This is a genomic window from Agromyces sp. C10, assembly GCF_023217995.1.
Classification (GTDB): domain Bacteria; phylum Actinomycetota; class Actinomycetes; order Actinomycetales; family Microbacteriaceae; genus Agromyces; species Agromyces indicus.
In genome coordinates this window covers 13468-39867 of record NZ_JALPSX010000012.1, presented here as the reverse complement: position 1 = coordinate 39867, position 26400 = coordinate 13468, and the positions used below count along the sequence as shown (strand labels likewise).

General features: G+C 73.2%; 22 protein-coding genes and 1 tRNA gene. 11 read left to right on the top strand and 12 right to left on the bottom strand.

Going from position 1 to position 26400, the window contains the following annotated elements; all coding sequences use genetic code 11:
* Positions 1-79 precede the first annotated feature (79 nt).
* The gene (locus M1L56_RS13880; protein WP_067946858.1) at positions 80-781 is read right to left on the bottom strand and encodes an exonuclease domain-containing protein; all 702 of its coding nucleotides are present in this window, start codon (positions 779-781) and stop codon (positions 80-82) included.
* A 61-nt stretch (positions 782-842) separates the two neighbouring features.
* Here M1L56_RS13880 and M1L56_RS13875 point away from each other — a divergent pair, with 61 nt between their 5' ends.
* Positions 843-1754 (top strand): alpha/beta fold hydrolase, encoded by a 912-nt coding sequence (locus M1L56_RS13875; protein ID WP_067946860.1) that lies wholly within the window; start codon positions 843-845, stop codon positions 1752-1754.
* Positions 1751-2827, top strand: a complete 1077-nt coding sequence (locus M1L56_RS13870; protein ID WP_248599679.1) for a glycosyltransferase family 1 protein — start codon at positions 1751-1753, stop codon at positions 2825-2827. The genes M1L56_RS13875 and M1L56_RS13870 overlap by 4 nt, the downstream gene beginning before the upstream one ends.
* On the opposite strand, the gene M1L56_RS13865 is transcribed toward M1L56_RS13870, so the two are convergent.
* On the bottom strand, positions 2824-3465 hold the full coding sequence (locus M1L56_RS13865; RefSeq protein ID WP_248599678.1) for a histidine phosphatase family protein: 642 nt from the start codon (positions 3463-3465) through the stop codon (positions 2824-2826). The two genes, M1L56_RS13870 and M1L56_RS13865, sit on opposite strands and share 4 nt — an antisense overlap.
* The gene (locus M1L56_RS13860) at positions 3462-4244 is read right to left on the bottom strand and encodes a Sir2 family NAD-dependent protein deacetylase (protein WP_248599728.1); all 783 of its coding nucleotides are present in this window, start codon (positions 4242-4244) and stop codon (positions 3462-3464) included. Before M1L56_RS13860 ends, M1L56_RS13865 begins: the two co-directional genes overlap by 4 nt.
* Positions 4245-4403: 159 nt before the next feature.
* Here M1L56_RS13860 and M1L56_RS13855 point away from each other — a divergent pair, with 159 nt between their 5' ends.
* Positions 4404-5201: an RNA methyltransferase gene (locus tag M1L56_RS13855; RefSeq protein ID WP_248599677.1), complete on the top strand. Its 798-nt coding sequence runs from the start codon at positions 4404-4406 to the stop codon at positions 5199-5201.
* A gap of 23 nt (positions 5202-5224) precedes the next feature.
* Positions 5225-6505 carry a D-alanyl-D-alanine carboxypeptidase family protein gene (locus M1L56_RS13850; RefSeq protein ID WP_248599676.1) on the top strand — a complete coding sequence of 427 codons (1281 nt, stop codon included), beginning with the start codon at positions 5225-5227 and terminating at the stop codon, positions 6503-6505.
* Here M1L56_RS13850 and M1L56_RS13845 read toward each other — a convergent pair.
* A complete protein-coding gene (locus M1L56_RS13845; RefSeq protein WP_248599675.1) occupies positions 6502-7344 on the bottom strand; it encodes an SGNH/GDSL hydrolase family protein in 843 nt (280 codons plus the stop codon). The genes M1L56_RS13850 and M1L56_RS13845 overlap by 4 nt on opposite strands.
* Positions 7345-7447: 103 nt before the next feature.
* On the opposite strand from M1L56_RS13845, the gene M1L56_RS13840 reads away from it, so the two are divergent.
* Positions 7448-9268, top strand: coding sequence for a DEAD/DEAH box helicase (locus M1L56_RS13840; protein WP_248599674.1), 1821 nt, complete (start codon positions 7448-7450; stop codon positions 9266-9268).
* A gap of 62 nt (positions 9269-9330) precedes the next feature.
* Positions 9331-10746 (top strand): MFS transporter, encoded by a 1416-nt coding sequence (locus tag M1L56_RS13835; RefSeq protein WP_248599673.1) that lies wholly within the window; start codon positions 9331-9333, stop codon positions 10744-10746.
* Here the strand turns inward: M1L56_RS13835 and M1L56_RS13830 are convergent.
* Positions 10689-11927 (bottom strand): PLP-dependent aspartate aminotransferase family protein, encoded by a 1239-nt coding sequence (locus M1L56_RS13830; RefSeq protein ID WP_248599672.1) that lies wholly within the window; start codon positions 11925-11927, stop codon positions 10689-10691. The two genes, M1L56_RS13835 and M1L56_RS13830, sit on opposite strands and share 58 nt — an antisense overlap.
* A 109-nt stretch (positions 11928-12036) precedes the next feature.
* Here M1L56_RS13830 and M1L56_RS13825 point away from each other — a divergent pair, with 109 nt between their 5' ends.
* The 3 genes from M1L56_RS13825 to M1L56_RS13815 all read left to right on the top strand — a co-directional run bounded on the left by M1L56_RS13825 (position 12037) and on the right by M1L56_RS13815 (position 14568).
* Positions 12037-12513, top strand: a complete 477-nt coding sequence (locus tag M1L56_RS13825) for an Lrp/AsnC family transcriptional regulator (protein WP_067946877.1) — start codon at positions 12037-12039, stop codon at positions 12511-12513.
* A 199-nt stretch (positions 12514-12712) separates the two neighbouring features.
* Positions 12713-13807: a VIT1/CCC1 family protein gene (locus M1L56_RS13820; protein ID WP_248599671.1), complete on the top strand. Its 1095-nt coding sequence runs from the start codon at positions 12713-12715 to the stop codon at positions 13805-13807.
* 8 nt (positions 13808-13815) lie between these two features.
* The gene (locus M1L56_RS13815; RefSeq protein ID WP_248599670.1) at positions 13816-14568 is read left to right on the top strand and encodes an SDR family oxidoreductase; all 753 of its coding nucleotides are present in this window, start codon (positions 13816-13818) and stop codon (positions 14566-14568) included.
* A gap of 39 nt (positions 14569-14607) precedes the next feature.
* Here the strand turns inward: M1L56_RS13815 and M1L56_RS13810 are convergent, their stop codons facing one another.
* From M1L56_RS13810 to M1L56_RS13785, 6 genes are all read right to left on the bottom strand, one after another.
* Positions 14608-15468, bottom strand: coding sequence for a DUF3097 domain-containing protein (locus M1L56_RS13810; protein WP_248599669.1), 861 nt, complete (start codon positions 15466-15468; stop codon positions 14608-14610).
* Positions 15469-15524: 56 nt separating this feature from the next.
* Positions 15525-16739, bottom strand: a complete 1215-nt coding sequence (locus M1L56_RS13805) for an MFS transporter (RefSeq protein WP_248599668.1) — start codon at positions 16737-16739, stop codon at positions 15525-15527.
* A 30-nt stretch (positions 16740-16769) separates the two neighbouring features.
* Positions 16770-20225 carry an error-prone DNA polymerase gene (locus tag M1L56_RS13800; RefSeq protein ID WP_248599667.1) on the bottom strand — a complete coding sequence of 1152 codons (3456 nt, stop codon included), beginning with the start codon at positions 20223-20225 and terminating at the stop codon, positions 16770-16772.
* Complete coding sequence (locus M1L56_RS13795; protein WP_248599666.1) at positions 20225-21781, bottom strand: DNA polymerase Y family protein; 1557 nt, start codon at positions 21779-21781, stop codon at positions 20225-20227. Before M1L56_RS13795 ends, M1L56_RS13800 begins: the two co-directional genes overlap by 1 nt.
* Positions 21778-22527 (bottom strand): hypothetical protein, encoded by a 750-nt coding sequence (locus M1L56_RS13790; protein WP_248599665.1) that lies wholly within the window; start codon positions 22525-22527, stop codon positions 21778-21780. The genes M1L56_RS13795 and M1L56_RS13790 overlap by 4 nt, the downstream gene beginning before the upstream one ends.
* A 370-nt stretch (positions 22528-22897) precedes the next feature.
* A tRNA-Leu gene (locus tag M1L56_RS13785) sits at positions 22898-22982 on the bottom strand.
* Between the two features lie 92 nt (positions 22983-23074).
* Here M1L56_RS13785 and M1L56_RS13780 point away from each other — a divergent pair.
* Positions 23075-24430, top strand: a complete 1356-nt coding sequence (locus M1L56_RS13780) for a M20/M25/M40 family metallo-hydrolase (RefSeq protein ID WP_248599664.1) — start codon at positions 23075-23077, stop codon at positions 24428-24430.
* An 83-nt stretch (positions 24431-24513) separates the two neighbouring features.
* Positions 24514-25338, top strand: coding sequence for an undecaprenyl-diphosphate phosphatase (locus M1L56_RS13775; RefSeq protein ID WP_248599727.1), 825 nt, complete (start codon positions 24514-24516; stop codon positions 25336-25338).
* A gap of 73 nt (positions 25339-25411) precedes the next feature.
* Here the strand turns inward: M1L56_RS13775 and M1L56_RS13770 are convergent, their stop codons facing one another.
* Positions 25412-26323, bottom strand: coding sequence for a PAC2 family protein (locus M1L56_RS13770; protein ID WP_248599663.1), 912 nt, complete (start codon positions 26321-26323; stop codon positions 25412-25414).
* Between the last annotated feature and the right edge of the window lie 77 nt (positions 26324-26400).

Genomic DNA, 26400 nt, shown 5'->3' with positions numbered 1-26400 from the left:
TCCAGCGTCGCAGACGAACGCGATCCGCGCGACGGCCGTTCGTCCCGTCCGGCGAGGTGGAGCGCAGCCGTGCCGCGGCTCAGCGCAGCGGCCACGCCCCCGACGTCGTGAACTCCGGCTCGCCGTTCGCCCGCCGCCACTGCTGATAGCTCTCGGCCTGCTCCCGGCACCAGTCGACCTGGCGTGCGTGCAGTTCGGCGACCGCGATCGCGGCGAGCTCGGGGAACGCCCGGGCGATCGCCTGCGCCACCCGCCCCGCGGCGATCGCGTCGGCGCCGGCGTCGTGCGCCGCGGTCAGCTCGACGCCGTAGTGCTCGCACGCGGCGGTGAGCGTGCGCTTGCCCCGGCGGAAGCGGTCGACGGCCTTGTCGATGACGAGGGGGTCGACCACGTGCGCCGGCCCGCAGAACGCCTCGTGTCCGTACCGCTCGGCCTCGCGGTGCAGGACCGAGAGGTCGTAGGCGGCGTTGTACGCCACGATCGGCAGGCCCCGCGCCGCGGCATCCGTCAGCGCCTCGATGATCTCGGCCACGCCCTGCACGGCCGGCACCCCCTCGAGCCGTGCGCGCTCGGTCGTCACCCCGTGGATGAGCGTGGCCGCGGTCGGGATCTCGACGCCGGGATCGACGATCCACTGCCGCTGCTCGAGCACCTCGCCCGAGGGGCCGATCACGCCCACGTGGGCGGTGACGATGCGGCAGGTGTCGATGTCGATGCCGGTCGTCTCGAGGTCGAAGACCGCGAGGGTGTCGGCCCAGGATGCGGCGGGGGAGTGCTCCATGCCCGTCACGGTATCCACGCCCTCCGACAGCGCTCGGCAGCCGCGCCGTAGGATGGCCGGGATGATCGCCTCTCCGTACGCCGACGACCTCGCGCGCATCCCGGTCCGCGAACACCGTGCCCTCGTCGCGGGCAGCGACACCGCGTGGTGGGAGTACGGCGACCGCGACGCCCCCGCCATCGTGATGGTGCACGGCTTCCGCGGCGACCACCACGGGCTCGAGCCCATCGTCGCGAAGCTGCCCGGCTACCGCGTGATCGTGCCCGACCTGCCCGGCTTCGGGGCGTCGTCGACGTTCGCCGGCGCCGAGCACGACATCGACGGCTACGCGGCCTGGCTCACGGCGTTCGTCGCCGCGTCCGGCGCGACGGATGCCGCCGCCCGAGCCGCCGGCGGCTACACGCTGCTCGGCCACTCCTTCGGCTCGATCATCGTCTCGGCGGCGGTCGCGGGGGGCCTCGAGCCCGACCGGCTCGTGCTGGTGAACCCGATCGGCGCGCCCGCGCTCGACGGACCCCGCGCGATCATGACCCGTCTCGCGATCGGGTACTACCGCGCCGCCGCCGCGCTCCCCGAGAGGCTCGGCTTCGCGCTGCTGCGCAACCGGGCGATCGTCCGCGTCATGAGCGTCACCATGGCCAAGACCGAGGAACCCGCCCTCCGCCGGTTCATCCACGACCAGCACGACCGCTACTTCTCCGCGTTCAGCGACCGCGACGCGGTGCTCGCCGCGTTCCGCGCGTCGGTGAGCCACGACGTGCGCGAGTACGCGCCCGCCATTCAGGTGCCGGTCCTCCTCGTGGTGGCCGAGAAGGACGACATCACCCCGCTCGCCGCCCAGCACCGCCTCGCGCCGCTGTTCGCCGACGGCACCATCGCGGTCATCGACGGGGTCGGCCACCTCATCCACTACGAGACGCCCGCCGAGGCGGCCGGGCACATCCGCGTGTTCATCGAGGGGGAGCGAGCGTGAGGCTCGTCGTCGACTGCCGCTACGTGCGCGTCGGGCACCACGACGGCATCAGCCGGTTCACCGCCGGCCTCGTGCGCGAGCTCGCGGAGCGGCATCCTATCACGATGCTGATCAGCGACCACCGCCAGCTCGAGAAGCTCCCGGCGCTGCCGTGGGAACTCGTCAGCAGCCCGACGAGCGTCCGCGAGCCCTGGGTCGCGCGGCAGGTGCGCAAGCTGCGGCCCGACGTCGTCTTCTCGCCCATGCAGACCATGGGCTCGTGGAGCCGCGACTACGCGCTCGTCCTGACGCTGCACGACCTCATCTACTACGAGAACCGCACCCCGCCGCGCGACCTGCCGGCGTTCGTCCGCGGCCTGTGGCGCCTCTATCACCTGGCGTGGTGGCCGCAGCGGATGCTGCTGAACCGGGCCGACGCGATCGTGACCGTCTCCGACACCACCGCGGGCCTCATCCGCTCGCACCGGCTCACGCGACGCCCGGTCACCGTCGTGCCGAACGCCGCCGACGAGCTCGGCACACCCCACCTGCCGCGCACCCGGCCCGAGCGGCCACGGCTCGTGTACATGGGATCGTTCATGCCGTACAAGGGCGTCGACACGCTCGTACGCGCAGCCGCCCTGCTGCCCGACCACGAACTGCACCTCATGAGCCGGGTCCGCCCCGAGGAGCGCCGCCGGCTCGAGCAGCTCGCACCGCAGGCCCGGCTGGTCTTCCACGACGGGGCGACCGACGCCGAGTACGCCGACGTGCTCGCGGGCGCCACGGCGCTCGTCACCGCGTCCAAGGCCGAGGGGTTCGGGATCCCGCTCGTGGAGGCCATGCGACTCGGCACCCCGGTGGTCGTGAGCGACATCCCGATCTTCCGCGAGATCGGCGGTGACGCCGCCCTGTTCTTCCCCGTCGACGACCCCGCCGCGCTCGCCCAGGCGATCGGCGCGCTCGAGCGGCCGGGGGAGTGGGAACGCCGCTCCGCGGCATCCGTCGACGCCGCGGCGCGATTCACGTGGGCGGCATCGGCCGATCGCCTGCTCGAGCTGCTTCGCGAGGTCGCCGCGCGCCGCGCCCGCTAGCTCCCGGTCGCCTCCACGGGCGCGACCGCGTCGGAGGCAACCAGCTCGAGGCCCGAGGCCGACACGCGCAGCTCGTGCACCGAGCCGTTCGTGACGGATCCGCTCGGCAGGGACGCGCGCTCCCACAGATGCAGCAGCACCGACTGGATCACGCCGCCGTGCGTGACCGCGACCACCGCGCCACCGGGGTGGCGGGCCGCCAGCCCGAGCAGCGCGGGCACGACACGCGACACCACGGACACGCGCGACTCCAACCCCTCGATGGGGACCGCCTCGGTCTCGAGCCGACGCCGTTCGGCGGTCGTGAGCCCCTCGAGCGTGCCGTGACGGCGCTCCGCGAGGGCCGGCAGGAGGTCCGGCTCGTCGAGCCCCAGGCGATCGGCGATGATCGTCGCGGTCTCGGCCGAGCGCGACAGCGGACTCGTGACGACCGCATCCCAGCACCCGCCGGCGAGGCGTTCGGCCGTCGCCCGCGACTGCGCCCGGCCCCGGTCGTTCATCGGGATGTCGGTCGCCCCCTGGATGCGGCGCTCGCGGTTCCAGTCGGTCTCGCCGTGGCGCACGAGCGCGATCGTCGTCGCGGGCGCCGCGCCGGCGACGGGCACGGCGACCCCCGGCCCCCAGAGGCGCACCGTCATGCGCCGAGCGCCTCCGCCATCGCGGTCAGCGTCTCCGACGCGCCCGCGTCGAGCTTCACGGTCGCGCGGTTGTCGCCCTTCGTGACGCCGCGGTTCACGACGACGATGGGGATCCGCCGGCGACGCGCGATCTCCAGCAGCCGGACACCCGAGTTCACCACGAGCGACGACCCGGCCACGAGCAGCACGTCGGCACGCTGCACGAGCGCCGCCGCCTGACGGTAGACCGGCGTCGGCACGAACTCGCCGAAGAACACGACGTCGGGCTTCAGCACGCCGCCGCAGACCGTGCACTCGGGCAGCACCATCGACAAGACGTCGTCGACCTCCGCATCGCCGTCGGGGTTGATCCGCGCGGGCTTCGACAGGTCGATGTGCGGGTTCAGCAGCTCGAGCCGGTCGGCCACCGACTGCCTCGCGAACATCTGCCCGCACGCGAGGCAGGCGACCCGGTCCGATGCACCGTGCAACTCGACCACGTGCGAACTGCCCGCCTTGCGGTGCAGGCCGTCGACGTTCTGCGTGACGACCCCCGAGACGACGCCCGCCGACTCCAGGCCGGCGAGCGCCCGGTGCCCGTCGTTCGGCTGCGCCGACGCGAACGCGCGCCACCCGAGGTGGCTGCCCGCCCAATAGCGCTTCCGAGCGGTCTCGGACGACAGGAACGTCTGCACGGTCATCGGGTTGCGCACCGGCGCGCCCTCGCCGCGGTAGTCCGGGATGCCGGAGTCCGTGCTCACGCCCGCGCCCGTCAGCACGGCCACGCGCGAGCCGCGCATGAGGTCGATCGCCTCGTCGAACAGCGCGCCCGGCGACGTGGGCGCCTCGATGCCAGTGACCACACGGCTCCCTTCGACGGTGCTTGCGGTTCCCAGAGTCTAAACACCGCGCGTTATCGGAATGTTTCCGCCGACTGGCAGGCTGTCCTCGGAGGGTCCATGCGCATCGAACGAGTCCGCGACGCGGCATCCGACACCGTCGCCGACTACGCCCGGTTGACGGATGTCGCACTGCGATCGATCACCGAACCCGAACGCGGCGTCTTCATCGCCGAATCGGCCAAGGTGATCCGTCGTGCCATCCAGGCTGGGCACACGCCGCGGTCGGTGCTCATGGAGGAGAAGTGGCTGCCCGGCCTGCGCGATGCGCTCGAGCCGTTCGACATCCCCGTGCACCTCGCCGACCCGGCCGAGCTCGAGGCGATCACCGGCTATCGCGTGCACCGCGGCGCGCTCGCCGCGTTCGAGCGCCCCGCGCTGCCGGATCCGGGGACGCTGCTCGCCGCGTCCCGACGGGTCGTGATCCTCGAGGACATCGTCGACCACACGAACGTCGGCGCCATCATCCGCTCCGTCGCCGCCCTCGGGGCCGACGCCGTGCTCGTGACGCCCCGGTGCGCCGACCCGCTCTACCGACGGAGCGTCCGCGTGAGCATGGGCACCGTGTTCCAGGTGCCGTGGACCCGGCTGCCCGAGTGGGGCGAGGCGCGCGAGGTGCTCACGGCGCACGGCTTCACGGTGGCGGCGCTCGCCCTCGCCGACGAGGCGGTCACGCTGCGCCGGCTCGCGGCCGGTCCGCCCGAGCGCCTCGCGCTCGTCTTCGGCGCCGAAGGTGACGGGCTCTCGCGCCAGGCGCTCGCGGCGGCGGACACGGTGGTCACGATCCCGATGGCGCACGGCGTGGACTCGCTGAACGTCGCCGCCGCCGCGGCCGTCGCGCTGTACGCGCTCGCCTAGCCCGGGTCGGTATCCTGCAACGGATGTCACGCACGCTCGATCCGGCCCCGCCCGCGGTTCCCGCGACCCCCGCCCGTCCCTCGCCGCGGGTGTACCGTCGACGCCGCATCGCCGTGTTCGGCACTCTCGGCGTGCTCCTTGCGACGCTCATCGGCGGGGGTGCGTATGCGACCACGACGCTCACGGCACCCGTGCCGGAACACGCGCCCGTCGTCGTCGACCCGGCGCCGATCGCGGCGACGGCGCAGGCCGTCGCGCAGCCGGGCTTCGGCACGTGGGCGGTCGGCGCGGTCGGCTTCGACGGGCTCCTCGCCGCCGGCGGTCAGGACACGCCCATGCCGATGGCGAGCATCGCGAAGGTCGTGACGGCGCTCGTGATCCTCGAGGCGCACCCGATCCCGGCGGGCGAGAGCGGGCCGGGCATCGCCTACACCGACGCCGACATCGACCTCTACTGGGACATGGTGGCGCAGAACGGCTCGGTGGCCCCGGTGGCGGCGGGTACCACGCTGAGCCTCCGCGAGAGCCTCGAGGCGATGATGCTACCGTCGGGCAACAACTACAGCATCTCCCTCGCGCAGTGGGCGTTCGGCTCGGTCGACGCCTACCTCGAGCGCGCGCGGGCCTGGGTCGCCGAGCACGGCCTCGCGAACACGGTGATCGCCGACACGAGCGGTCTCTCGCTCGAGAACACCAGCACCGCGGCCGACCTGGTCACGCTCGGACAGCTCGCGCTGGAGGATCCGACCCTCGCCGAGATCGTCGCGACGAAGCAGGTGGAGATCCCCGGGCTCGGCACCCTCGAGAACTCCAACAAGCTCCTCGGCGCGCACGGGGTCGACGGCATCAAGACCGGCACGACGGATGACGCGGCGAACCTGCTCTTCTCGGCCGACGTCCCGGTGGGCTCCGGTTCGGTCACGCTCGTCGGGGTCCTTCTCGGCGGTGCGAACCACCCGCAGGTGCGCGAGGGGATCGCCGCGATGATCGACACGATCGCGCCCGGCTTCCACGAGGTCGTCGCCGTCGAGGCCGGCAGCACCCTCGCGACCTACGAGACCGTGTGGGGCGACACCGCCACCGCCCGCGCGACCGAGAGCGCGACCGTCGTCGTGTGGTCCGACACGCCCGTCGACGTCGCCGTGAGCGCCGAGCCGGTGGCCCTCGCCGCCGACGGTTCGCCCGCGGGGACCGCCGTCGTCACCGCAGGCGCGCAGCGCGTGGAGGTGCCGCTCGAGCTCGACGGTACGCTCGACGACCCCGGCGCCTGGTGGCGCCTGACGAATCCGGGCGGGCTGGACTAGCCGCGCTGCGGTCCGGGAGCGTCCGCACCGTGCACGCCGGCCTCCGCCGCTTCCGCCGCGGGCAGGGCGTACGGACCGGCATCCGGTCGCTTCGCGGTGATGAAGTCGCCCGACGACTGGTGGCGGATGCGACGGATGACCCAGGGCACGAGGTACTCGCGCGCCCAGGAGAGGTCCTGCGTGCGGGCCTGCCGCCACGACCGGTCGGGCAGGGGCTCGGGCTTCATGGGCTCGAGGTCGTTCTCGACGTTGAGCGCGCGCAGCACCATCCGCGCCACCTCGTGGTGGCCGAGCGCGTTCAGGTGCAGCCGGTCGCGGTCCCACATCCGCTGGTCCTGGATCTCGGCGAGGGCCCACTGGTCGGCGACGATGCAGTCATGCTTCTGGGCGATCGCGCGGAGGTTCTCGTTGTAGATCGCGACCTTGCCCCGGATGCCGCGGAACACGGGGGAGAAGCCGACGTCGACGCCGGTGAAGATCACGATGGTGGCGCGGTCGCGGGCGAGGCGTTCGACGGCGTACTCGAACCGCGCAGAGATCTCGTCCGGATCGGTCCGCGGGCGGATCACGTCGTTGCCGCCGGCCGAGATGGTGATGAGGTCCGGGCGGAGTTCGAGCGCGGGCTCGACCTGCTCGTCGATGATCTGCTGGATGAGTCGCCCGCGGATCGCGAGGTTGGCGTAGGCGAAGTCCTCGGTGCCCCGCGACAGCACCTCGGCGACGCGGTCGGCCCACCCGCGGTGCCCGCCCGGCACCCCGGGCTCGGGGTCGCCGATGCCCTCGGTGAACGAATCGCCGATCGCGACGTATCTCGACCAGGGATGCTGCTGGGTGACCATCCCTCCATTCTGCACAGTGCGCGAGTCAGGCGCGGGCCATCGGCCTGCACGTGTGTGCGCGATGCGGCCGGTCTGTCGGGCGCCTCGACTAGAGTGCTGCAGAGTGAGCAACGCGACCCCCTCCGGCCATCACCTGCCGGGCACCTCGGCCGCCGAGCACCTCTCACCGTCCTTCCCGGCGCGCGCACCGTGGGGTACCGCGTCGAAGCTCCGCGCCTGGCAGGCCGAGGCGCTCGACCGCTACTTCGAGACGGAGCCGCGCGACTTCCTCGCCGCCGCGACGCCCGGCGCCGGCAAGACGACGTTCGCACTCCGCCTCGCCGCCGAACTCCGCGCCCGCCGCACGATCGACCGCATCACGGTCGTCGCGCCGACCGATCACCTGAAGCGCCAGTGGGCGGATGCCGCGGCGCGCGTGGGGATCCGGCTCGACCCCGGGTTCCGCAACGCGCACGGCCGGTCGGCGCGGCACTACCACGGCGTCGCCGTCACGTACGCGCAGGTCGCCGTGCGGCCCGCGCTGCACCGCGAGCTCACGCTGTCGGGCCGCACCCTCGTGATCCTCGACGAGGTGCACCACGGCGGCGACACGCTCTCATGGGGCGATGCGATCCGCGAGGCGTTCGAGCCCGCGACACGGCGGCTGTCGCTCACCGGAACGCCGTTCCGCAGCGACACCGCCCCGATCCCGTTCGTGCACTACGAGCCCGATGCGCAGGGGATCCGCGTCTCGAAGACCGACTACGACTACGGCTACGGGCGGGCCCTGCAGGACGGGGTCGTCCGCCCCGTGCTGTTCATGGTCTACGCCGGCAGCATGCGCTGGCGCACCAAGGCCGGCGACGAGATGGAGGCCCGGCTCGGCGAGGACGCCACCAAGGACATCCACTCGGCCGCGTGGCGAACAGCGCTCGAACCCACGGGTGAGTGGATCCCCGCGGTGCTGCAGGCGGCCGACCGAAGACTCACCGAGGTGCGCCACGCGATCCCCGACGCCGGGGGCCTCGTCATCGCCACCGACCAGTCCATGGCCCGCGCCTACGCCGAGATCCTCGAGCAGGTGTGCGGCGAGAAGGTCACCGTCGTGCTCTCCGACGAGAAGGAGGCGTCGGGCCGGATCGAGGAGTTCTCCAACGGCACGAGCCGCTGGATGGTCGCGGTGCGCATGGTCTCGGAGGGCGTCGACGTGCCGAGACTGGCCGTCGGGGTCTACGCGACGAGTTCGTCGACGCCGCTGTTCTTCGCGCAGGCCATCGGCCGCTTCGTGCGCGCACGCCGGCGTGGTGAGACCGCGTCGGTGTTCCTACCCAATGTTCCCGTGCTGATGGCCCTCGCCGGCGAGCTCGAGCGGCAGCGGGACCACGCGCTCGACCGGCGTTCGGGCGACGGCGACGACGACCCCGGGCTCGACGACGGACTGCTCGAGTCGGCCAACCGCGACGAGAAGGCGTCCGACGAGCTGCAGGACGAGTTCACCTGGCAGGCGCTCGCATCGGATGCCACGTTCGACCGCGTCGTCTACGACGGCACCGACTTCGGCACGTTCGCCGAGCCCGGCAGTGATGAGGAACTCGACTTCATCGGCCTCCCCGGCATCCTCGAACCCGACCAGGTCGCCGAACTGCTGCGCCATCGCCAGGCGCGGCAGGCGCGGCGCGCGTCCGAGCGACGCAAGCACGCGGCATCCGCCGACGAGGACGAGACCGCGCACGCCGAGCCGGTCGCCCTCTACCGCACGCTCAAGGAGCAGCGCTCGCTGCTGAACAGCCTGGTGGGGCTGTACGCGAGGCAGACGGGGCAGGCGCACTCGCTCGTGCACGCCGAACTGCGCCGTGCGTGCGGCGGCCCGGAGGTCGCCCAGGCGACCGTCACGCAGCTGCAGGCGCGCATCGAGTTGCTGCGCAAGCGGCTCTCCGGTCGGTGAGGCCGGCGCCGGGGTCCCGCTCGACCCGGGTCGCGTCACCGGGACGACGTAGCATGGCGCGCATGGATCGCCGCGCTCGCGTGCTCGTCATCGCGATCGTCGTCGCGTTCATCGCCTTCCTCGACGGTGCGGTCATCAACATCGCGCTCCCGGCCATCGAAGCCGACCTCGGGGGCGGACTCGCGCTGCAGCAGTGGGCGGTTGACGCGTACCTGCTGACGCTCGGATCGCTCATCCTGCTCGCGGGCTCGCTGTCCGACTCGTTCGGGCGCCTGCGCATCCTGCGGATCGGACTGTACGGCTTCGGGCTCACCTCGGTCGTCTGCGCCATCGCGACGGACGGCACGATCCTCGTCGTCGCCCGCGCGCTGCAGGGTGCGGCCGGCGCCCTGCTCGTGCCGAGCTCGCTCGCGCTGATCATCGCGACGTTCCCGCGCAGCGAGCAGGGTCGCGCGATCGGCCGGTGGACCGCCTGGACGACGAGCGCGTTCCTCGTCGGGCCGCTGCTCGGCGGTGCGCTCGTGGACCTCGTGTCCTGGCGGCTCGTGTTCGCGATCAACGTGCTGCCGATCGCGGCCGCCCTCGTGATGCTGCGCCCGCTCGGTCGCGACGAGCCGAATCCCGATCGGGCCCGCGTCGACTGGCTGGGCGCGGCATTGGGGGTGTTCGGCCTCGCCGGCACCGTCTTCGCCCTGATCGAGCAGGGGCGACTCGGCTGGGCCGACCCGCTCGTGTTCGTACCCATGACGGTCGGACTCGTGTCGCTCGTCGCGTTCGTGGCCTGGGAGCGCCGGGCGCCGGCTCCCATGCTGCCGTTCACGCTGTTCCGCGCCCGGAATTTCGCCGCGGGCAACCTCGCCACCCTGTTCATCTACGCCGCGTTCTCGCTCGGACTGTTCGCGCTGCCGATCTTCCTGCAGGAGTCCGGCGGATTCCCGGCGACCCTCGCGGGGCTCGCGACCCTGCCGCCGACCGTGATGCTGGTCCTGCTCGGATCGTGGTTCGGCGGACTGGGCGGTCAGTACGGGCCGCGGCTGTTCATGGCGCTGGGGCCGATGATCGCCGCGATCGGCTGGCTGCTGACCCTCGCCCTCGACCTGCCGGTGGACTACTGGTGGCAGGTGTTCCCCGGCATGGTCGTCGCCGGGCTCGGCATGGCGATGACCGTGGCGCCGCTCACGGCGGCGATCCTCGGCGCAGTCGACCCGGCGCGCGCCGGGATCGGGTCGGCCGTGAACAACGCCGTCGCCCGCATCGCCGGACTCGTCGCGATCGCCTCGATCGGCGTCATCGTGGCCGGGCGGCTCGACGTCGACGGCTACCACCGGGTCGCGATCGCGACCGCCCTGCTGCTGGTCGTCGGCGGGGCGGTGTCGTGGATCGGCATCCGCAACCCCGCCCCGCCCGCGGACGAGGGCGATCAGCCGGCGACGCCGGCCTCCGGGACGGCGGGAGCCGACGAGCGCCCCAGGTCCTGAGGCACGGCCGCCGCATCCAGTGCGGCCATGAGGTCGGCGGTCAGGTCGTCGACGTGCTCGAGGCCGATCGAGAGTCGCACGACGCCGGCGTTCGGCTTGGCGTGCGCGGCGACGGGACGGTGCGTGAGCGAGGCGGGGTGCTGCACGAGCGAATCGACGCCGCCGAGCGAGACGGCGTGCGTCACCAGCTCGCACGCCTCGGTGAACCGACAGGCGGCGTCGTAGCCGCCCGCGAGTTCGATCGCGATGATCGAACCGGGACCGGCCATCTGGCGGCCGACGAGCCCCTGCGGGTCCTGGCCCGGAAGACCCGGGTATCGCACGCTCGCGACGGCCGGGTGCGTCTCGAGGCGGCGCGCCAGCTCGGCGGCCGTCTCCTGCTGCGCGCGGACGCGCACCGGGAGGGTCCGGATGCCGCGGTGCAGGAGGTACGCGCCCATCGGGTGCAGGAGCCCGCCGGTGAGCGCACGGACGCGCCGGAGCTTCTCGACCCAGTCGATGGGGCCGGCGACCACGCCGCCCATCGCGTCACCGTGGCCGCCGAGGTATTTCGTCGCGCTGTGCAGCACGAGGGTCGCCCCGTGCTCGATGGGGCGCTGCAGCACGGGGGTGGCGAAGGTGTTGTCGACGAGGAGCGGCACGTCGCCTGCGGCATCCGCGGCACGTCGCAGGTCGATGAGTTCGAGGGTGGGGTTCGCGGGCGTCTCGACGATGACCAGTCCGGTGTCGGGGCGGACCGCGTCGGCGATGCCGTCGACGTCCGTCCAGGTCACCCGGGTGCCGAGCAGGCCGCTCTCCAGGACGTGGTCGGAGCCGCCGTAGAGCGGACGCACGGCCACGACGTGCGGGCGACCGTCGGAGACGGTGGCGATGAGCGTCGCGGCGAGCGCGGCCATGCCGGTGCCGAACGCGACCGAACCCTCGGCGCCCTCGAGGTCGGCGAGCGCCGTCTCGAATCGGGCGACACCCGGATGCCACAGCCGCTGGTAGACGGCGGACCGGCCCTCGGTAAGGCAGCCGCCCGTGGCGAGCTCCTCGTAGGACAGTCCGCCGGTCTCGACGTCGCCGAGCGGGTTGGTCGTGGAAAGATCGATCGTGGGAACGTGCGAGCCCTGCTCGCGGACGCCCTCCATGCCGGCGTGGACGGCGCGGGTCTCGAGGTTCGACGACGGTGTCAACATGACAGCAGGCTACAGAATCTGTGGCTCGACGAAGGTCTGTCCGAAGATGCTTGCGGATCGACCGGATTTGGCGCAGAATCTTCTGAATTGAGCTGAGAGGATCCGCATCATGCCGCAGAAAGCCGAACTGGATCGGGTCGACCGAGCGCTGCTGGCGGCGCTGTCGAAGAACGCCCGCGCCTCCGGTGCGGCGCTCGCGGCCGAGGTGGGCGTCGCCGAGTCCACGGTGTCGCTCCGGCTCCGCCGTCTGCAGAGCCTCGGCACGGTGAAGGGATACCGCGTCGACGTCGACCTCGCCTCGCTCGGCGTCTCGCTCCAGGCCCTCATCGCGATCCGCCTCGTCAAGCACGACCGCAGCGAGATCGACGCCTTCCGCAACGCCGTTCCGCACCTGCCCGGCGTGCTCGGCGTCTTCCACGTCGCCGGCGCCGAGGACTACCTGCTGCACGTCGCCGCGCGCGACGCCGAGGAGCTCCGCCAGTTCGTGCTCGCACACCTCACCGGTCATCCGGCCGTTGCGCACACCGAGACGAACCTCATCTTCGAGTATGCCGACGGCGACGGCTGGCAGTCGCTCGTCGGCTGAGCGCGCGGCATCCGCTCACGAGGGCCTGCCGGGCGGGCCCCCGGTTCGGCGATCCGAAATGCTGCCAATTCCTCACGCCGGGCCGCTCGGACGCCATCCGCCCCGCTAGCCTTTCGGAGGCCCCGCGGGGCCGACACGCGACGAGGCGGGCGCCGGACCGCCCAGGTCGCGACCGTCGCCCGCGACCGGATGGAGCACGATGACCGCCCACGAACCGCAGGGGACCCCCGCCGACCGCGCGCGCTGGAAGCGCTACCTCGCCGACGAGCGCGCCGAGGCCGCCGTCTACCGCGAACTCGCGGCTCGCCGCGACGGCGAGGAGCGCGAGATCCTCCTCGCCCTGGCCGCCGCCGAAGGACGCCACGAGGCGCACTGGCTCGCGCTGCTCGACGGCGACGACGGGGGGATCCCGCGCGCCGACCTGCGAACCCGCCTGCTCGCAGGGCTCGCCCGCCGATTCGGCTCCATCTTCGTCCTCGCGCTCGCACAGCGCGCCGAGGCGCGGTCGCCGTACTCGACCGACCCGCACGCGACCGCCGCGATGGCCGCCGATGAGCGCATCCACGGCGAGGTCGTCCGCGGGCTCGCCGCGCGGGGGCGCCGCCGCCTCGCGGGCACGTTCCGCGCCGCGGTCTTCGGCGCGAACGACGGGCTCGTCTCCAACCTCGCGCTCGTCCTCGGCATCGGCGCCACGGGCGTCCCCGCCCCCGTCGTGCTGTTCACCGGCATCGCCGGCCTCCTCGCGGGAGCCCTCTCAATGGGCGCCGGCGAGTACGTCTCGGTCCGGTCGCAGCGTGAGCTGCTCGAGGCATCCGCCCCCGACCCCGGCGCGCGCGAGGCCCTCGTCGACCTCGACATCGACGCCAACGAGCTCGCGCTCGTCTACCGCGCGCGAGGCATGGCCGAGCAGGACGCCGTCGAGCAGGCGGCCCTCGTCGTCGCACGCGTCCAGGCGGCCGGTCGCACGCCCGCCCCGACCGACGCGATCGGCGTCGTCGAGCACGACGACGAGGCCGTCGGGACGGGGATGAGCGCGGCCGTCTCGAGCTTCCTCTTCTTCGCATCGGGCGCGCTGATCCCGGTGCTGCCGTGGATCCTCGGCATGTCCGGCACGGCGGCGATCGTCACCGCGACGGTGCTCGTGAGCCTCGCACTGCTGCTCACGGGCGCCACCGTGGGCCTGCTCTCCGGGGCGTCGCCGCTGAAGCGCGCGCTCCGGCAGCTCGCCATCGGCCTCGGCGCCGCCGCGGTCACCTACCTGCTCGGCCTCGCATTCGGCACCACCCTCGGATAGGAGCGCCCATGGCCCGACCCGTCGCCCTCGTCACCGGAGCCGGTCGACGCAACGGGATCGCCTACGCCATCGCGTCGGACCTCGCCGCCGACGGCTGGGACGTCGCGTTCACCTACTGGCGCGCCTACGAGCACCGGATGTCCCTCGGCGGCGACCCGGAGGCGGACCCGACGAGCCTCACCCGCGAGCTCGAGGCCGCCGGGGCCCGCGCGCTCGCGATCGAGGCGGACCTCGCCGACCCCGAGACCCCGGGCCGGATCGTCGGCGCGGTGCGCGACGAGCTCGGCCCGGTGCGCGCACTCGTGCTCGCGCATTCGGAGAGCGTCGACAGCGGCGTCCTCGACACCTCCGTCGACGCCTTCGACCGGCACCTCGCCGTGAACGCGCGGGCCGCCTGGCTGCTGATCCGCTCCCTTGCCGAGCACGTGCCCGCCGACGGCGCCCGGATCGTGGCGCTCACGAGCGACCACGTCGTGGGCAACCTCGCCTACGGCGTGAGCAAGGGGGCACTCGACCGCGTCGTCCTGGCCGCCGCCGGCGAGCTCGCGGCTCGGGGCATCACGGCGAACTCGGTGAACCCGGGTCCCGTGGACACCGGGTGGATGGACGACGCCACCCGCGCCGCGCTGGTCGCGCGACAGCCGACGGGACGCCTCGGTACGCCGCACGACGTCGCCCGCCTCGTCCGCTTCCTGGTCTCGCCCGACGCGGGCTGGGTGACGGGCCAGCTGATCACCAGCGACGGCGGCTTCTCCATCTGAGGCGCCGGCGCCGACGGGTCGCGGCCGCCCGCCTGAGGATCACCCGGGTGCGGTGACGAAGTCGATGAGCTCCTCCACGCGGCCGAGCAGGGCCGGCTCGAGGTCGCCGTACCCGCGGACGCGGCCGAGGATGTGCTGCCAGGCACGGGCGATGTCGGCCTGGTCGGCGTGCGGCCAGCCGAAGGCCGCGCACACGCCGTGCTTCCACGACGTGCCGCGTGGGATCGTCGGCCAGGCGTCCATCCCGAGGCGGGCGGGCTTCACGGCCTGCCAGATGTCGACGTAGGGGTGGCCGACGACGAGCACGTCACCCCGGTGCCGGCCGCGCATCACCGCGTCGGCGATGCGCTGCTCCTTCGAGCCGGGCACGAGGTGGTCGACCAGTACGCCCACGCGGCGACCGGGGCCCGGCCGAAACTCGTCGAGCACGTCGTCGAGGACGTCGACGCCCTCGAGGTACTCGACCACGACACCCTCGACCCGGAGGTCGGCGCCCCAGATCTTCTCCACGAGCTCGGCGTCGTGGCGGCCCTCGACGAAGATCCGGCTCGGCAGCGCCACCTTCGCCGGCCCCGATTCGGCCGCGAACGAACCCGACGCCGTTCGGAGCCGGCCCCGGGGCGCGGACGGCGTCGGGGCGACGAGCTTCACGGGCTCGCCGTCGACGAGGAAGCCGTGCCCGAGGGGGAACATGCGGGTCCGCCCGTGGCGGTCCTCGAGCGTCACCGTCTGCTTCTCGACGCGCACCACGGCACCGCAGTATCCGTCGGCGGCGAGTTCGACGACGAGGTCCCGCTCCGCGGCCACCTCGCGGATGGTGCGGCGGCCGGTGGCACGCCAGTCGCCGGCGAGCACGTCGGTGCCGTATCGGTCGGGTCCGGATGCGTCGAAGGGAGGCACCGCACGAGATTAGCCCGATGGCCCGCCGCAGGATCGGTGACACGGCCGTGAGACGCTCAGTCCGGACGAGGGCGCCGCCGATATGCGAGACCGGCCGTCCACGCTGCTCCGCCGCCGGCGATCGCCGCGGCGACCGCGAACGCCCACGGGATGCCGAACGGCGCCGCGACCAGCCCCAGCAGGATCGGCCCGATGCCGAGTCCCAGATCGATGGCCGCGCTTCCCGTCCCCGCCGCGATGCCTCGCTCGCTCGGCGTCGCCGTCGCGAAGATCGCCGAGAAGAACGCCGGCGTGCTGAACGAGACGCCGACCGCCATGATGACGGTCGCGACCAGGAAGCCGGCCGGCTGCTGCCAGACGGTCGCGAGGGCCGCCCCGAACCCGATCGCGCAGAGCGCAGCACTGCCCAGCACGAGTGGAGGGACGCGATCCGGGACCCGGGCGAATGCGACTCGGCACACCACGACGGTTCCGCCGTAGACGAAGAGCACCACGCTCGGGTTCGGGAAGCCGAGTCGAGTCGCGTGCAGCGAGGCGAACGCGAGCAGACCTCCCATCGCGATGAGCGAGGTCAGGAATCCGAGCGCTGCCGGGATCGCCGGCCGGTGGATGATGCGCAGCGGTTCGCCGACGGCTGGTCGGGCCACGCGCGTCTCGCCGACGATCGACACGACGACGGCGGCCACCGCCGCCAGGAGCGCCGCGCCGACCCAGACAGCTCCGAACGCGCCCGTCTCGAGGAGCAGTTCGCCGAACGGTGGTCCGAGCGCCAGCCCGAGGTAGAGCCCGAGCGAGTTGTACGACAGCGCTTCGCCCATCCGTTCGGCAGGCGCGATGTCGGCCAGAGCGGCGAAGCTCGCCACGAAGAAGGCCGCCTCGCCCACGCCGGCCACCAGCCGGAGCGCGACGACGGCGATGAGGGAATCGGCGATGCCGGTCAGGGCGAGCGCCGTGGTGGCGAGCAGAGCACCGCCCGCGAGCAGCGGCCGTCGACCGAACCGGTCGGCGAACCGTCCGGCGATGGGGCGCAGGACGAGGGCGGAGACCGCGAATGCGCCGAAGGCGATACCCGCCGAGGCCTCGTCGCCGCCGACGGGGCCGACCACGAACAGCGGAAGTGCGAAGATCGCCGCGCCGGCCGCGGTGAAGTAGGCGAGATCGGCGATCGCGAGGGCGATGAACGACCTCGTGAAGAGTGGTGCCCGCGATCGCGGCGCCACTGGATTCCCGATGTTCGAGCGGCGTCCGTCGCGCCCGGGGCGCGCGGCCATGCTCCAGCGTACCGCCGACATGCGAACGGATCATCGGAAGTCGCGCGACCGGTTCGTGGTCGACACGGTGAGCGGCTCGAACCGGTCGGCGACGAGGTTCACGACTCCCTCGGGCGAGCGCTCCAGGATGCCGCGAACGACCACCGCGGGCGCCTCCCGGGCGATCCGCCGGTACCGGCTCCACACCCCGACGCTCGCGATCACGTTGAGCGTGCCGGACTCGTCCTCGAGGTTCATGAACGTGATGCCGCTCGCGGTCGCCGGCCGCTGCCGGTGCGTGACCACGCCGCCGACCTCGATGCGGCGCCCCGACTCGGCCCGCTGCAGGCGGTCGATGCGCACCACGCCGCGCTCGTCGAGGCGGTCGCGCACGTGGCGGATCGGATGGTCGTCGGGGGAGATGCCGGTCGCCCACAGGTCGTACACCACCTGCTCGGCGTCGTTCAGCATCGGCAGCAGCGGCGGCTGCACCACGACGACCGCACCGGGCAGGTAGTCGGCGCGGTCCTGCGCCGCTTCGCCGGCGAGCCACAGCGCCTGGCGCGGCTGCAGGTCGAAGCACTCGAACGCGCCGGCCGCGGCGAGCGCCTCGAGCTGCGTCGCGTCGAGGCCGGCGCGCCGGGAGAGGTCGGCCATGTCGCGGTACGGCCCGTGCTGCTCGCGCTCGGCGACGATGCGCTCGGCGACCTTCTCGCCGATCGAGGTGACGTCGGCGAGGCCCAGCCGCACGGCGAACGCGCCGTCGCGGCGGTGCTCCGTCGAGCGGTCGGGCGCCGCCCGGTCGAAGTCGCCGACGGGCGGCTGGGTCGGATGGGCGCACTCGGGCATGCCCGTGGGGCGACGGATGCCGCGTGCCCCCGCCGCGGCATCCGTCGCCGGCTCATCGCGGCCGTCGCCGTCGACCGGCTCGAGCCCCGCGTGCACGCCCGAGCGCGCGAGATCGGGCCGCCGCAGCTCGACGCCGTGCCGGCGCGCGTCCGACGTGAGCGTGTGCGGCGAGTAGAAGCCCATCGGCTGGGCGCGGAGCAGGGCGGCGAGGAACGCCGCCGGGTAGTGCAGCTTCAGCCACGAGCTCGCGTAGACCAGCAGCCCGAAGCTGATGGCGTGGCTCTCGGCGAAGCCGAAGTTCGCGAACGCCTCGATCTTCTCGTAGATGGAGTCGGCCACATCGGGCTCGATGCCGTTGCGGGCCATGCCGTCGTAGAGCTTCGCGCGCAGCCGCTCGATCTTCTCGACGCCGCGCTTGGAACCCATGGCACGCCGCAGCAGGTCGGCGTCGGCGGCATCGCAGTCGCCCACCGCGACGGCCATCTGCATGAGCTGCTCCTGGAACAGCGGCACCCCGAGGGTGCGCCGCAGCACGGGCACGAGCTTCGGGTGCAGGTAGCTGATCGGCTCCTCGCCCGTGCGCCGGCGGATGTACGGGTGCACCGCGCCGCCCTGCACCGGTCCGGGGCGGATGAGCGCGATCTCGACGACGAGATCGTAGAAGCAGCGGGGCTTCAGGCGGGGGAGGGTGCCCATCTGCGCACGCGACTCGACCTGGAACACCCCGATCGAGTCGGCCCGGCACAGCATGTCGTAGACGGCCGGCTCCTCCTTCGGGATCGTCGCGAGCTCCCACTCCTCGCCGGTGCACTCGCGCACGAGGTCGAACGTGTACTGCAGCGCCGCGAGCATGCCGAGGCCGAGCAGGTCGAACTTCACGAGTCCCATCCACGCGCAGTCGTCCTTGTCCCATTGCAGCACCGTGCGGTTCTCCATGCGGGCGTGCTCGATGGGGCACACCTCGCCCACGGGCCGGTCGGTGAGCACCATGCCGCCCGAGTGGATGCCGAGGTGCCGCGGGAAGGTGAGCAACTGCTCGGCGAGCTCGACGACCGCGTCGGGGATGTCGTGGTCCTCCGTCTCGACCACGGCGCCCCACCGCTCCACCTGGCGCGACCACGCATCCTGCTGACCCGTGGAGTAGCCGAGCGCCTTCGCCATGTCGCGCACCGCGCCCTTCGGGCGGTAGCTGATCACGTTCGCCACCTGCGCGGCGTTCTGCCGACCGTACTTGCCGTAGACGTATTGGATGATCTCCTCCCGTCGGTCGGAGTCGAAGTCCACGTCGATGTCGGGTTCCTCGTCGCGCAGCGACGACAGGAAGCGCTCGAACGGCAGTTCGTAGAAGATCGAGTCGACCCCGGTGATGTCGAGCACGTAGCAGACCGCCGAGTTCGCCGCCGAACCGCGACCCTGGCACAGGATGCCGCGGCGTCGAGCCTCCTGCACGAGATCGTGCACGATCAGGAAGTAGCCGGGGAAGTCCTTCTGCTCGATCACGTCGAGCTCCTTCGCGAGCCGGTCGCGGACGTGGTCGGGGAGTCCCGGATAGCGTCGCTCGGCGCCGCGCCACACGAGTTCGCGGAGCCACGACATGGGCGTGTGCCCCTCGGGCACCTCCTGTCGGGGCAGCTTCGGCCGGGCGCTGCGCAGCCGGAACGACAGGTCGCGCGCGAGGGTCGCCGAGTGGGCGACGGCACCCGGGTAGCGGTCGAACCGCGCGAGCATCTCGGCGCCGGAGCGCAGGTGGAGTCCGTCGGTCGCCGGGAGCCACCCGTCGAGCTCGTCGAGGCTGCGCCGTGCCCGCACCGCCGCGAGCGCCGACGCCAGCCGGTGCTCGCCGGGGGTCGCGTAGTGCACGGCGTTCGTCGCGAGCACGGGCAGGTGCGCCCGGGCGGCGAGCCCGGCGAGCGCGTCGTTGCGGACCTGGTCGAGCGGGTCGCCGTGGTCGGTGAGCTCGACGACGACGTGGTCGCGGCCGAACAGGGCGACGAGCCGGTCGAGTTCGCGCCACGCGGCATCCGCCCCGCCCTCGCCCGCGAGCGCACGTCGCACCGCGCCCTTGCGGCACCCCGTGGAGACGACCCAGTGCCCGTCGCTGCGTTCGGCCAGGTCGTCGAGGTCGTACACCGGGCGGCCCTTCTCGCCGCCCGCGAGCTGGCCCGCGGTGATCGCCGACGCCAGCCGGTGGTAGCCCTCCTCGCGCCCGGCGAGCACGAGCAGGTGGTCGCCCTCGGGGTCGGCGGCGCCCATCTGCGGTTCGGTGAGGCCGAACGACAGCTCGGCGCCGAAGACCGTGTCGAGATCGGGGTACGCCTCGGCGGCCTCGGCGAAGCGCACGACGCCGTAGAAGCCGTCGTGGTCGGTGATGGCGATGCCGCTGAGGCCGAGCCGGTGCGCCTCCTCGACCAGCCGTTCCGGCCCCGACGCGCCGTCGAGGAAGCTGAACGTCGAATGCGCGTGCAGCTCGGCGTACGGCACGATGGGGCCAGCCGGTCGTTCCTCGACGTCGCCCGAGGGGCGGTACGGATGCCGCTTCCGGCTCCATCCCGGGCTGTCGCCGCCGTCGGCGACGACCTTGGAACCGCTCGGCCGCTGCCGGTCGGAGAGCCGGCGTTCGAGCTCGGACCATGGGATCTCGGGGTTGTTCCAGCCCATCAGTCGTACCTCGCCTCGGCCCACCAGCCCTCGGCGTCGCGCACGAGCAGCCACGCGCAGCCGTCGTGGTCGACGACCTGGAAGCGGTGGACGCGCCGCGCGCGCTCCGCATCCCACCAGCGCTCGACGACCGGCCACGGCCCCGCCCACGCCCGGACCGGCGCCGGCCGTGCGGCGCCCGCCGCGAACGACACGGGTGCCGCCGAGATCGCCCCACGGGCGTCGACGGCGACGGGCGAGCCGCCGTCGTCGACGAGCGTCACCGGCATCCGTTCGCGGAACACGCTCGCGGGGGCGAGCGCCGGGAGGCTGCCGGGCCACGGCGCCGCGGCCGTCGCGCGCTCCGGTGCGCGGTCGCCCCACGGCACGAGCACCTGCCGGTCGGCGAGCATGCGGCCGCCGCCGACCGCCGCCGTCACGACGCCCTCGTGCCCGAGCATGCTCTGCACGCGGGTGAGCCCGTGGTGCACGCGCTCGTCGGGCCCGCCGCCCCACAGGCCGGCCTCGTGGTTGCCCGTCGAGTCGACGCGCTCGGGTACGACGCGCAGCCGCACGATCGGGGAGTCGAGCCCGGCGTCGGCGGTACCCGCGCCCTGCAACTGCCACCGCACCCGGTCGACCACGTCGGCGGGCGTGAACCAGTGCGGATGCAGCCAGCTTCGGCTCGAGTGCCCGCCGCGCTCGTCGTCGAGCTCGACGCGGATGCCCGTGCACACGAGCCGGACCGCCCGCATGCGCTCGATGAACTCATCGGCCCGCACGCGGAACGCGAACGCGAGCTGGTCGATGCGGTCGAGCGGCGGCTCGAAGTGCTGCTCGATCTCGAAGTCGGGCGGGGGAGTGCGGGGAGCCACCCGCGACTGCTCACGGCCTGCGGCGCGGTCGTGGGCGAACGCACCGGCCGCGCCGAAGCGCCGTCGCACGTCGTCGTCGGGCAGCGCGGCGAACTCGCCGAGCGTGCGCACGCCGAGCCGGTGCAGTAGCGTCGCCGTGCGCGCGTCGACGACGAGCGACACGGGCAACGGGGCGAGGAAGGCGGCCGCCCCGCCCGTCGCCACCAGGTGCACGGGCGACCGCGAACCGGCACGGGAGGCCGCACGCGCCGCCTGCTCGGCCGCGAACGGTCCGTCGGCGACCCCGACCCGGGCGCCGACCACGCCGAGCCCGGTGGCCGCGTCGAGCAGCGCCCGAGCCGCCGCCTCCTCGCCGCCGTAGTACCGTGCCGGGCCGCGGGCGCGCATCGCGAGCGTGCCCGGTCGCAGCACCTGCACGCCCGGCACGATGGCCTCGATGCCGCGCACCACCGGCTCGAACGCGCGATGGTCGAGCGCGGCGTCGTACTCGAGCACCGTGAGGGCGGTCGAGCGGTACTGCGCCTCGCGGAGCTTCAGCCCGCGCGTCACGCCGTCGCGCCGGGCGGCCGCCGAGCACGAGTGCACGAGCCCCTTCTCGGTGAGCGCCACCGGGAGGGCGGGGTCGACGCCGTGCTCGCGGCACGCAGCGAGCACGGGCCAGTCGGGACACCACAGCACGATGGTGCGCACCGCCGCGCTCATGACGCCCTCGCGCCGAAGTCGGGGCGATGCACGACGGATGCCGCACCCGGGCCGACCGCGTCGGGCGTCGCGTCGACCGCCGCGAATCCGAGGTCGCCCGCGGGCAACCGCAGGCGCCGTCGGCTGCCCCGGCCGATCTCGCCGCGACCCGTGACCCGGACCACGACCTCGCGCTCGGCGAGGTGCCCGTGACCGCGGTCGAGCCCGGTCCAGTCGCTCTGCTCGAGCTCGAGGCGCGCATCGCTGCCGGGCCAGTCGCCGTCGACCAGCAGCAGGGCGCCGCGCTGGCGGAGCCGCGCCGCGAACCGCGACGCCTCGGCGGGCGCCAGGCGCCCCGCCGGGCGCACGGCCACCACCGGGATGACGTCGGCGAGCGCCGCCGCGACCGTGAGCCACTGCCGGCCGGGATCGGGCACGAGCACGAGCCGCTCGAGGTCGATGCCGAACCGCGAGGCCGCCTCGACGCCGAACTCGGGGATGCCCGAGACCGCGACCCAGCGACCGCTCCGCGACGGACCCGCGAGCGCCGCCATGAGCAGCGTGATCGACCCCTCGACCTGCACCACCGCGCCCTCGCGCAGGGCACCGCCGGGCAGCACCGCGGCGAGCGCCGGATGCGTCGGCACCGCCCGCGAGTCGAGCCGCGTGGCCTGCATGCCCCGGATGCGCGCTTGGAGCTCCTCCACCCGCTCGACCCGGCCCGCGGCCGCGACGGAGGCGGTCGGCACGGATCGGGGAGCGGTCATCGTCACCACTCAATGTTCGAACACATGTTCGAATACGGCAAGTCCCGGATGCCACGCGTCCGCGCCCCGTGCAGGGGTCGCCCACCGCGGCGGCACCCCGCGGCATCCGTTCGCACCCGCCGACCGCGGCGCGCGACGCCGCGACACCGGGATGCCGCGACGCGGTGCGGCCTCGACGCCATGCTGCCGCGACACCGTGCTGCCTCGACGTGGGGATGCCGTTCTCAGGAGATCTCGGCCGGATCGCACGTTCCTCAGGACGACACGCCGTGCCGGACGGCGACCGGCCGGGGGGGCTCCTGAAAACGGGTTCGAAACCCCGGAAACGCGAGAAGGCCGGATCCGAAGATCCGGCCTTCTCGACAACGCGTGCGCGAGGGGGGACTTGAACCCCCACGCCCTATACGGGCACTAGCACCTCAAGCTAGCGCGTCTGCCAATTCCGCCACCCGCGCGTTGTCTCGGCCCTGATCGCTCAGCGGCCGTAGAAGACATTAGCACGGTTTTCGAGGCCCACTGAACACGGCCCGGCGCTAGCGTGGACCGCATGGCCGAGACCACCCCGACCGACGCCCGCCCGACCACCGGAGGCGCCGCAGCCGGCCTTCCGGACGGCCTCGACGAGACCGCGCTGATCGCCCGCGACCTCATCCGGTTCGACACGACCAACCACGGCGAGGGCCGGTCGAACGGCGAGCGCGAGGCCGCCGAGTACGTCGAGGCGCGGTTGCGGGCCAAGGGCCTCGAGCCGGCCGTGTACGAGTCCGCGCCCGGCCGCGCGAGCGTCGTGGCGCGGGTTCCGGGCGCGAACCCGGACAAGCCCGCCCTGGTGCTCCACGGCCACCTCGACGTGGTGCCGGCCGACCCGCGGAACTGGAGCGTCGACCCGTTCGCGGGCGAGATCCGCGACGGCATGCTCTGGGGCCGCGGCGCGGTCGACATGAAGGACATGGACGCGATGATCCTCACGGCGGTCGGGGACATCCTCGCCGAGGGCCGACTGCCCGAGCGCGAGCTCGTGCTCGGGTTCTTCGCCGACGAGGAGGCCGGCGGCCTCTACGGCGCGAGCTGGCTCGTCGACGAGCACCCCGAGCTGTTCGCCGGCGCCACCGAGGCCATCAGCGAGGTCGGCGGCTACTCGATCACGGTCGGCGGGCAGCGCGCCTACCTGCTCCAGACGGGGGAGAAGTCGCTCGTCTGGGTGCGCCTCGTCGCGCACGGCACGGCCGCGCACGGCTCGCGCCTGGTGGGCGACAACGCCGTCACGAAGCTCGCCGAGGCGATCGCCCGCATCGGCCGCCGCGAATGGCCCCTGCGACTCACCGACACGACGCGCGAACTGCTCGCGGCGATCGCGGCGGCCATCGGCGCCGACCCGGAGCAGGTCTCGCCCGACGAGCTGGCGCTCGCCACCGGATCCGCCTCCGGCTTCATCACCGCGACGCTCCGCACGACGTCGAACCCGACGCTGCTCGACGCCGGGTACAAGCACAACGTCATCCCCGACCGCGCCGAGGCCCTCGTCGACATCCGGACGCTGCCGGGCGAGGAGGAGGCGGTCCTCGCGGAGATCCGCGAGCTCATCGGCCCCGACATCGAGATCCAGACCGTGCACCGCGACGTCGGACTCGAGGCGCCCACGCACGGACCGCTCGTCGATGCGGTCACGAGCGCCCTGCACGCGCACGATCCGGAGGCGACCGTGTTCCCGTACCTGCTGAGCGGCGGCACCGACAACAAGTCGCTGTCGCGACTCGGCATCGCCGGCTACGGGTTCGCGCCGCTCCGCCTGCCCGACGGGCTCGACTTCCCGGCGATGTTCCATGGCGTCGACGAGCGCGTGCCGCTCGACGCACTAGTCTTCGGTAGGCGGGTCCTGCGCGACCTGCTCCTCGCGTACTGACGTCCTCGTACCGAAGCGCGCTCCGACACACTCCGACCACGACGGTCCCGTGCCCTCCGCCGTCCGGAGGGCGGAAGGGCGATATCCAGTTGATCGAAGCGATCATCCTCGGCCTCGTGCAGGGCCTGACCGAGTTCCTGCCGATCTCCTCGAGCGCGCACCTGCGGATCCTCGGCGAGTTCCTGCCGAACGCGGCCGACCCCGGCGCGGCCTTCACCGCGATCACGCAGCTCGGCACCGAGGCCGCGGTCGTCGTCTTCTTCTGGCGCGACATCGTCCGCATCGTGCGCAACTGGTTCGCCTCGCTCGCCGGCCGCGTGCCGCGGAACGACCCGGACGCGCGCATGGGCTGGCTGATCATCGTCGGCTCGATCCCGATCGTGGTGCTCGGCCTGCTGTTCCAGGACCAGATCGAGACGGTGTTCCGCTCGCTCTACGTGGTGGCGACGATGCTCCTCGTGTTCGGCATCGTGCTCGGCCTCGCCGACTGGGCGGGCGCCAAGCGCCGCAAGCTCGACGACCTCACCGTGCCGCACGGCCTCTACTTCGGGCTGGCGCAGTCGCTGGCGCTGATCCCCGGCGTCTCGCGCTCGGGCGGCACGATCACGATGGGACTTCTGCTCGGATACGAGCGGGCCGCGGCGGCGCGGTACGCGTTCCTGCTGGCGATCCCCGCGGTGTTCGGCTCGGGCTTCTACCAGCTGTTCAAGAGCTGGGGCGAACCGGCCGTCTACGGGCCGCTCGAGACGGCCGTGGCGACCGCGGTCGCGTTCGTCGTCGCCATCCTCGTGATCGCGTTCTTCATGAGCTACATCTCGAAGCGCAGCTTCCTGCCGTTCGTGATCTACCGCATCGCGCTCGGGCTCACGATCTTCGTCCTGCTCGGCACGGGGGTGCTGCAGCCCTAGGCGAGCGGATGCCGCGCCGCGGGCGTGCGCGCGGCATGCCGGCTTCCGCCCCGGCCGGCCGGGGTCCGGCGGCTCAGGCCCCGTCGCGCGGGCGCCAGGGGCCGCTGCCGCCGGGCTGGTCGCCGCGGCGGCGCAGGTACCGCTCGAACTCCTGCGCGATCGCCTCGCCGGAGGCCTCGGGGGCGTCGGCGGCGTCGCGGGCCTGCTCGAGCTGCTGGATGTAGCCGGCCATCTCGTCGTCGTCGGAGGCGAGGGCGTCCACGCTCGCCTCCCAGGCCTGCGCCTCGTCCTCGAGGGAGCCGCGCGGGATGCTGAGACCGGTGAGCTCCTCGACCTTGCCGAGCAGGGCGAGCACGGCCTTGGGGGAGGGCGCGTTGTGCACGTAGTGGGGCACGGACGCCCAGAGCGAGACGGTCGGGATGCCGACCCGTTCGGCCTGGTCGGCGATCACGCTGAGGATCCCGACGGGGCCCTCGTAGGTCGATCGCTCGACGCCGAGCGCGGCGCGGACCTCGGGGTTCTCGCTCGAGGCGAAGACGGCGAGCGGGCGGGTGTGGGGCGCATCCGCGAGCATCGCGCCGAGCAGCACGATGCCCTCGATGTCGGCCGACAGCGCGGCGTCGACGAGCTCGGCGGCGAAGCCCTTCCACGTGCGCGCGGGCTCGGCGCCGAGGAGCACGTGGAGCGTGTCGGCGCCCGGTCCGGTGACGCCCTCCTCGTCGGGCTCGGCGGGGATCCCGCTCGGGCCGAGGATCGCCGCGCCGGGCCAGGAGAGCCGCCGCGAGCCGTCCGGCTCGGACTGGATCGTCGGGCGCGTGAACTGGTAGTCGAAGTAGAGCTCGGGATCGACGGCCGCGACCTCGACGAGGCGGAGCCGCTCCGCGAGGAGCCGGGCGGCGCCGGTGGCCGCCTCGCCCGCGTCGTTCCACCCCTCGAATGCGACGATGAGGAGTCGTCCGCCCTGGAACCCGGTCGGCTGCTGCACTCGGTTCGCCCCGCTTCCCGAACCCGGGACCTCCGGGCTCACCTCCACAATAGGCCGTGCGGATAGAATCGCCGGTT

Bases quoted from the DNA above. Each gene is read 5' to 3' on its own strand.
- M1L56_RS13855 (WP_248599677.1), top strand. From the start codon at position 4,404: ATGCGCATCGAACGAGTCCGCGACGCGGCATCCGACACCGTCGCCGAC.
- M1L56_RS13825 (WP_067946877.1), top strand. From the start codon at position 12,037: ATGCCGCAGAAAGCCGAACTGGATCGGGTCGACCGAGCGCTGCTGGCG.
- M1L56_RS13835 (WP_248599673.1), top strand. From the start codon at position 9,331: ATGGATCGCCGCGCTCGCGTGCTCGTCATCGCGATCGTCGTCGCGTTC.
- M1L56_RS13850 (WP_248599676.1), top strand. From the start codon at position 5,225: ATGTCACGCACGCTCGATCCGGCCCCGCCCGCGGTTCCCGCGACCCCC.
- M1L56_RS13780 (WP_248599664.1), top strand. From the start codon at position 23,075: ATGGCCGAGACCACCCCGACCGACGCCCGCCCGACCACCGGAGGCGCC.
- M1L56_RS13875 (WP_067946860.1), top strand. From the start codon at position 843: ATGATCGCCTCTCCGTACGCCGACGACCTCGCGCGCATCCCGGTCCGC.
- M1L56_RS13790 (WP_248599665.1), bottom strand. From the start codon at position 22,527: ATGACCGCTCCCCGATCCGTGCCGACCGCCTCCGTCGCGGCCGCGGGC.
- M1L56_RS13815 (WP_248599670.1), top strand. From the start codon at position 13,816: ATGGCCCGACCCGTCGCCCTCGTCACCGGAGCCGGTCGACGCAACGGG.
- M1L56_RS13795 (WP_248599666.1), bottom strand. From the start codon at position 21,781: ATGAGCGCGGCGGTGCGCACCATCGTGCTGTGGTGTCCCGACTGGCCC.
- M1L56_RS13845 (WP_248599675.1), bottom strand. From the start codon at position 7,344: ATGGTCACCCAGCAGCATCCCTGGTCGAGATACGTCGCGATCGGCGAT.
- M1L56_RS13860 (WP_248599728.1), bottom strand. From the start codon at position 4,244: ATGCGCGGCTCGCGCGTGGCCGTGCTGACGGGCGCGGGCGTGAGCACG.
- M1L56_RS13865 (WP_248599678.1), bottom strand. From the start codon at position 3,465: ATGACGGTGCGCCTCTGGGGGCCGGGGGTCGCCGTGCCCGTCGCCGGC.
- M1L56_RS13820 (WP_248599671.1), top strand. From the start codon at position 12,713: ATGACCGCCCACGAACCGCAGGGGACCCCCGCCGACCGCGCGCGCTGG.
- M1L56_RS13830 (WP_248599672.1), bottom strand. From the start codon at position 11,927: ATGTTGACACCGTCGTCGAACCTCGAGACCCGCGCCGTCCACGCCGGC.
- M1L56_RS13800 (WP_248599667.1), bottom strand. From the start codon at position 20,225: ATGGGCTGGAACAACCCCGAGATCCCATGGTCCGAGCTCGAACGCCGG.
- M1L56_RS13805 (WP_248599668.1), bottom strand. From the start codon at position 16,739: ATGGCCGCGCGCCCCGGGCGCGACGGACGCCGCTCGAACATCGGGAAT.
- M1L56_RS13880 (WP_067946858.1), bottom strand. From the start codon at position 781: ATGGAGCACTCCCCCGCCGCATCCTGGGCCGACACCCTCGCGGTCTTC.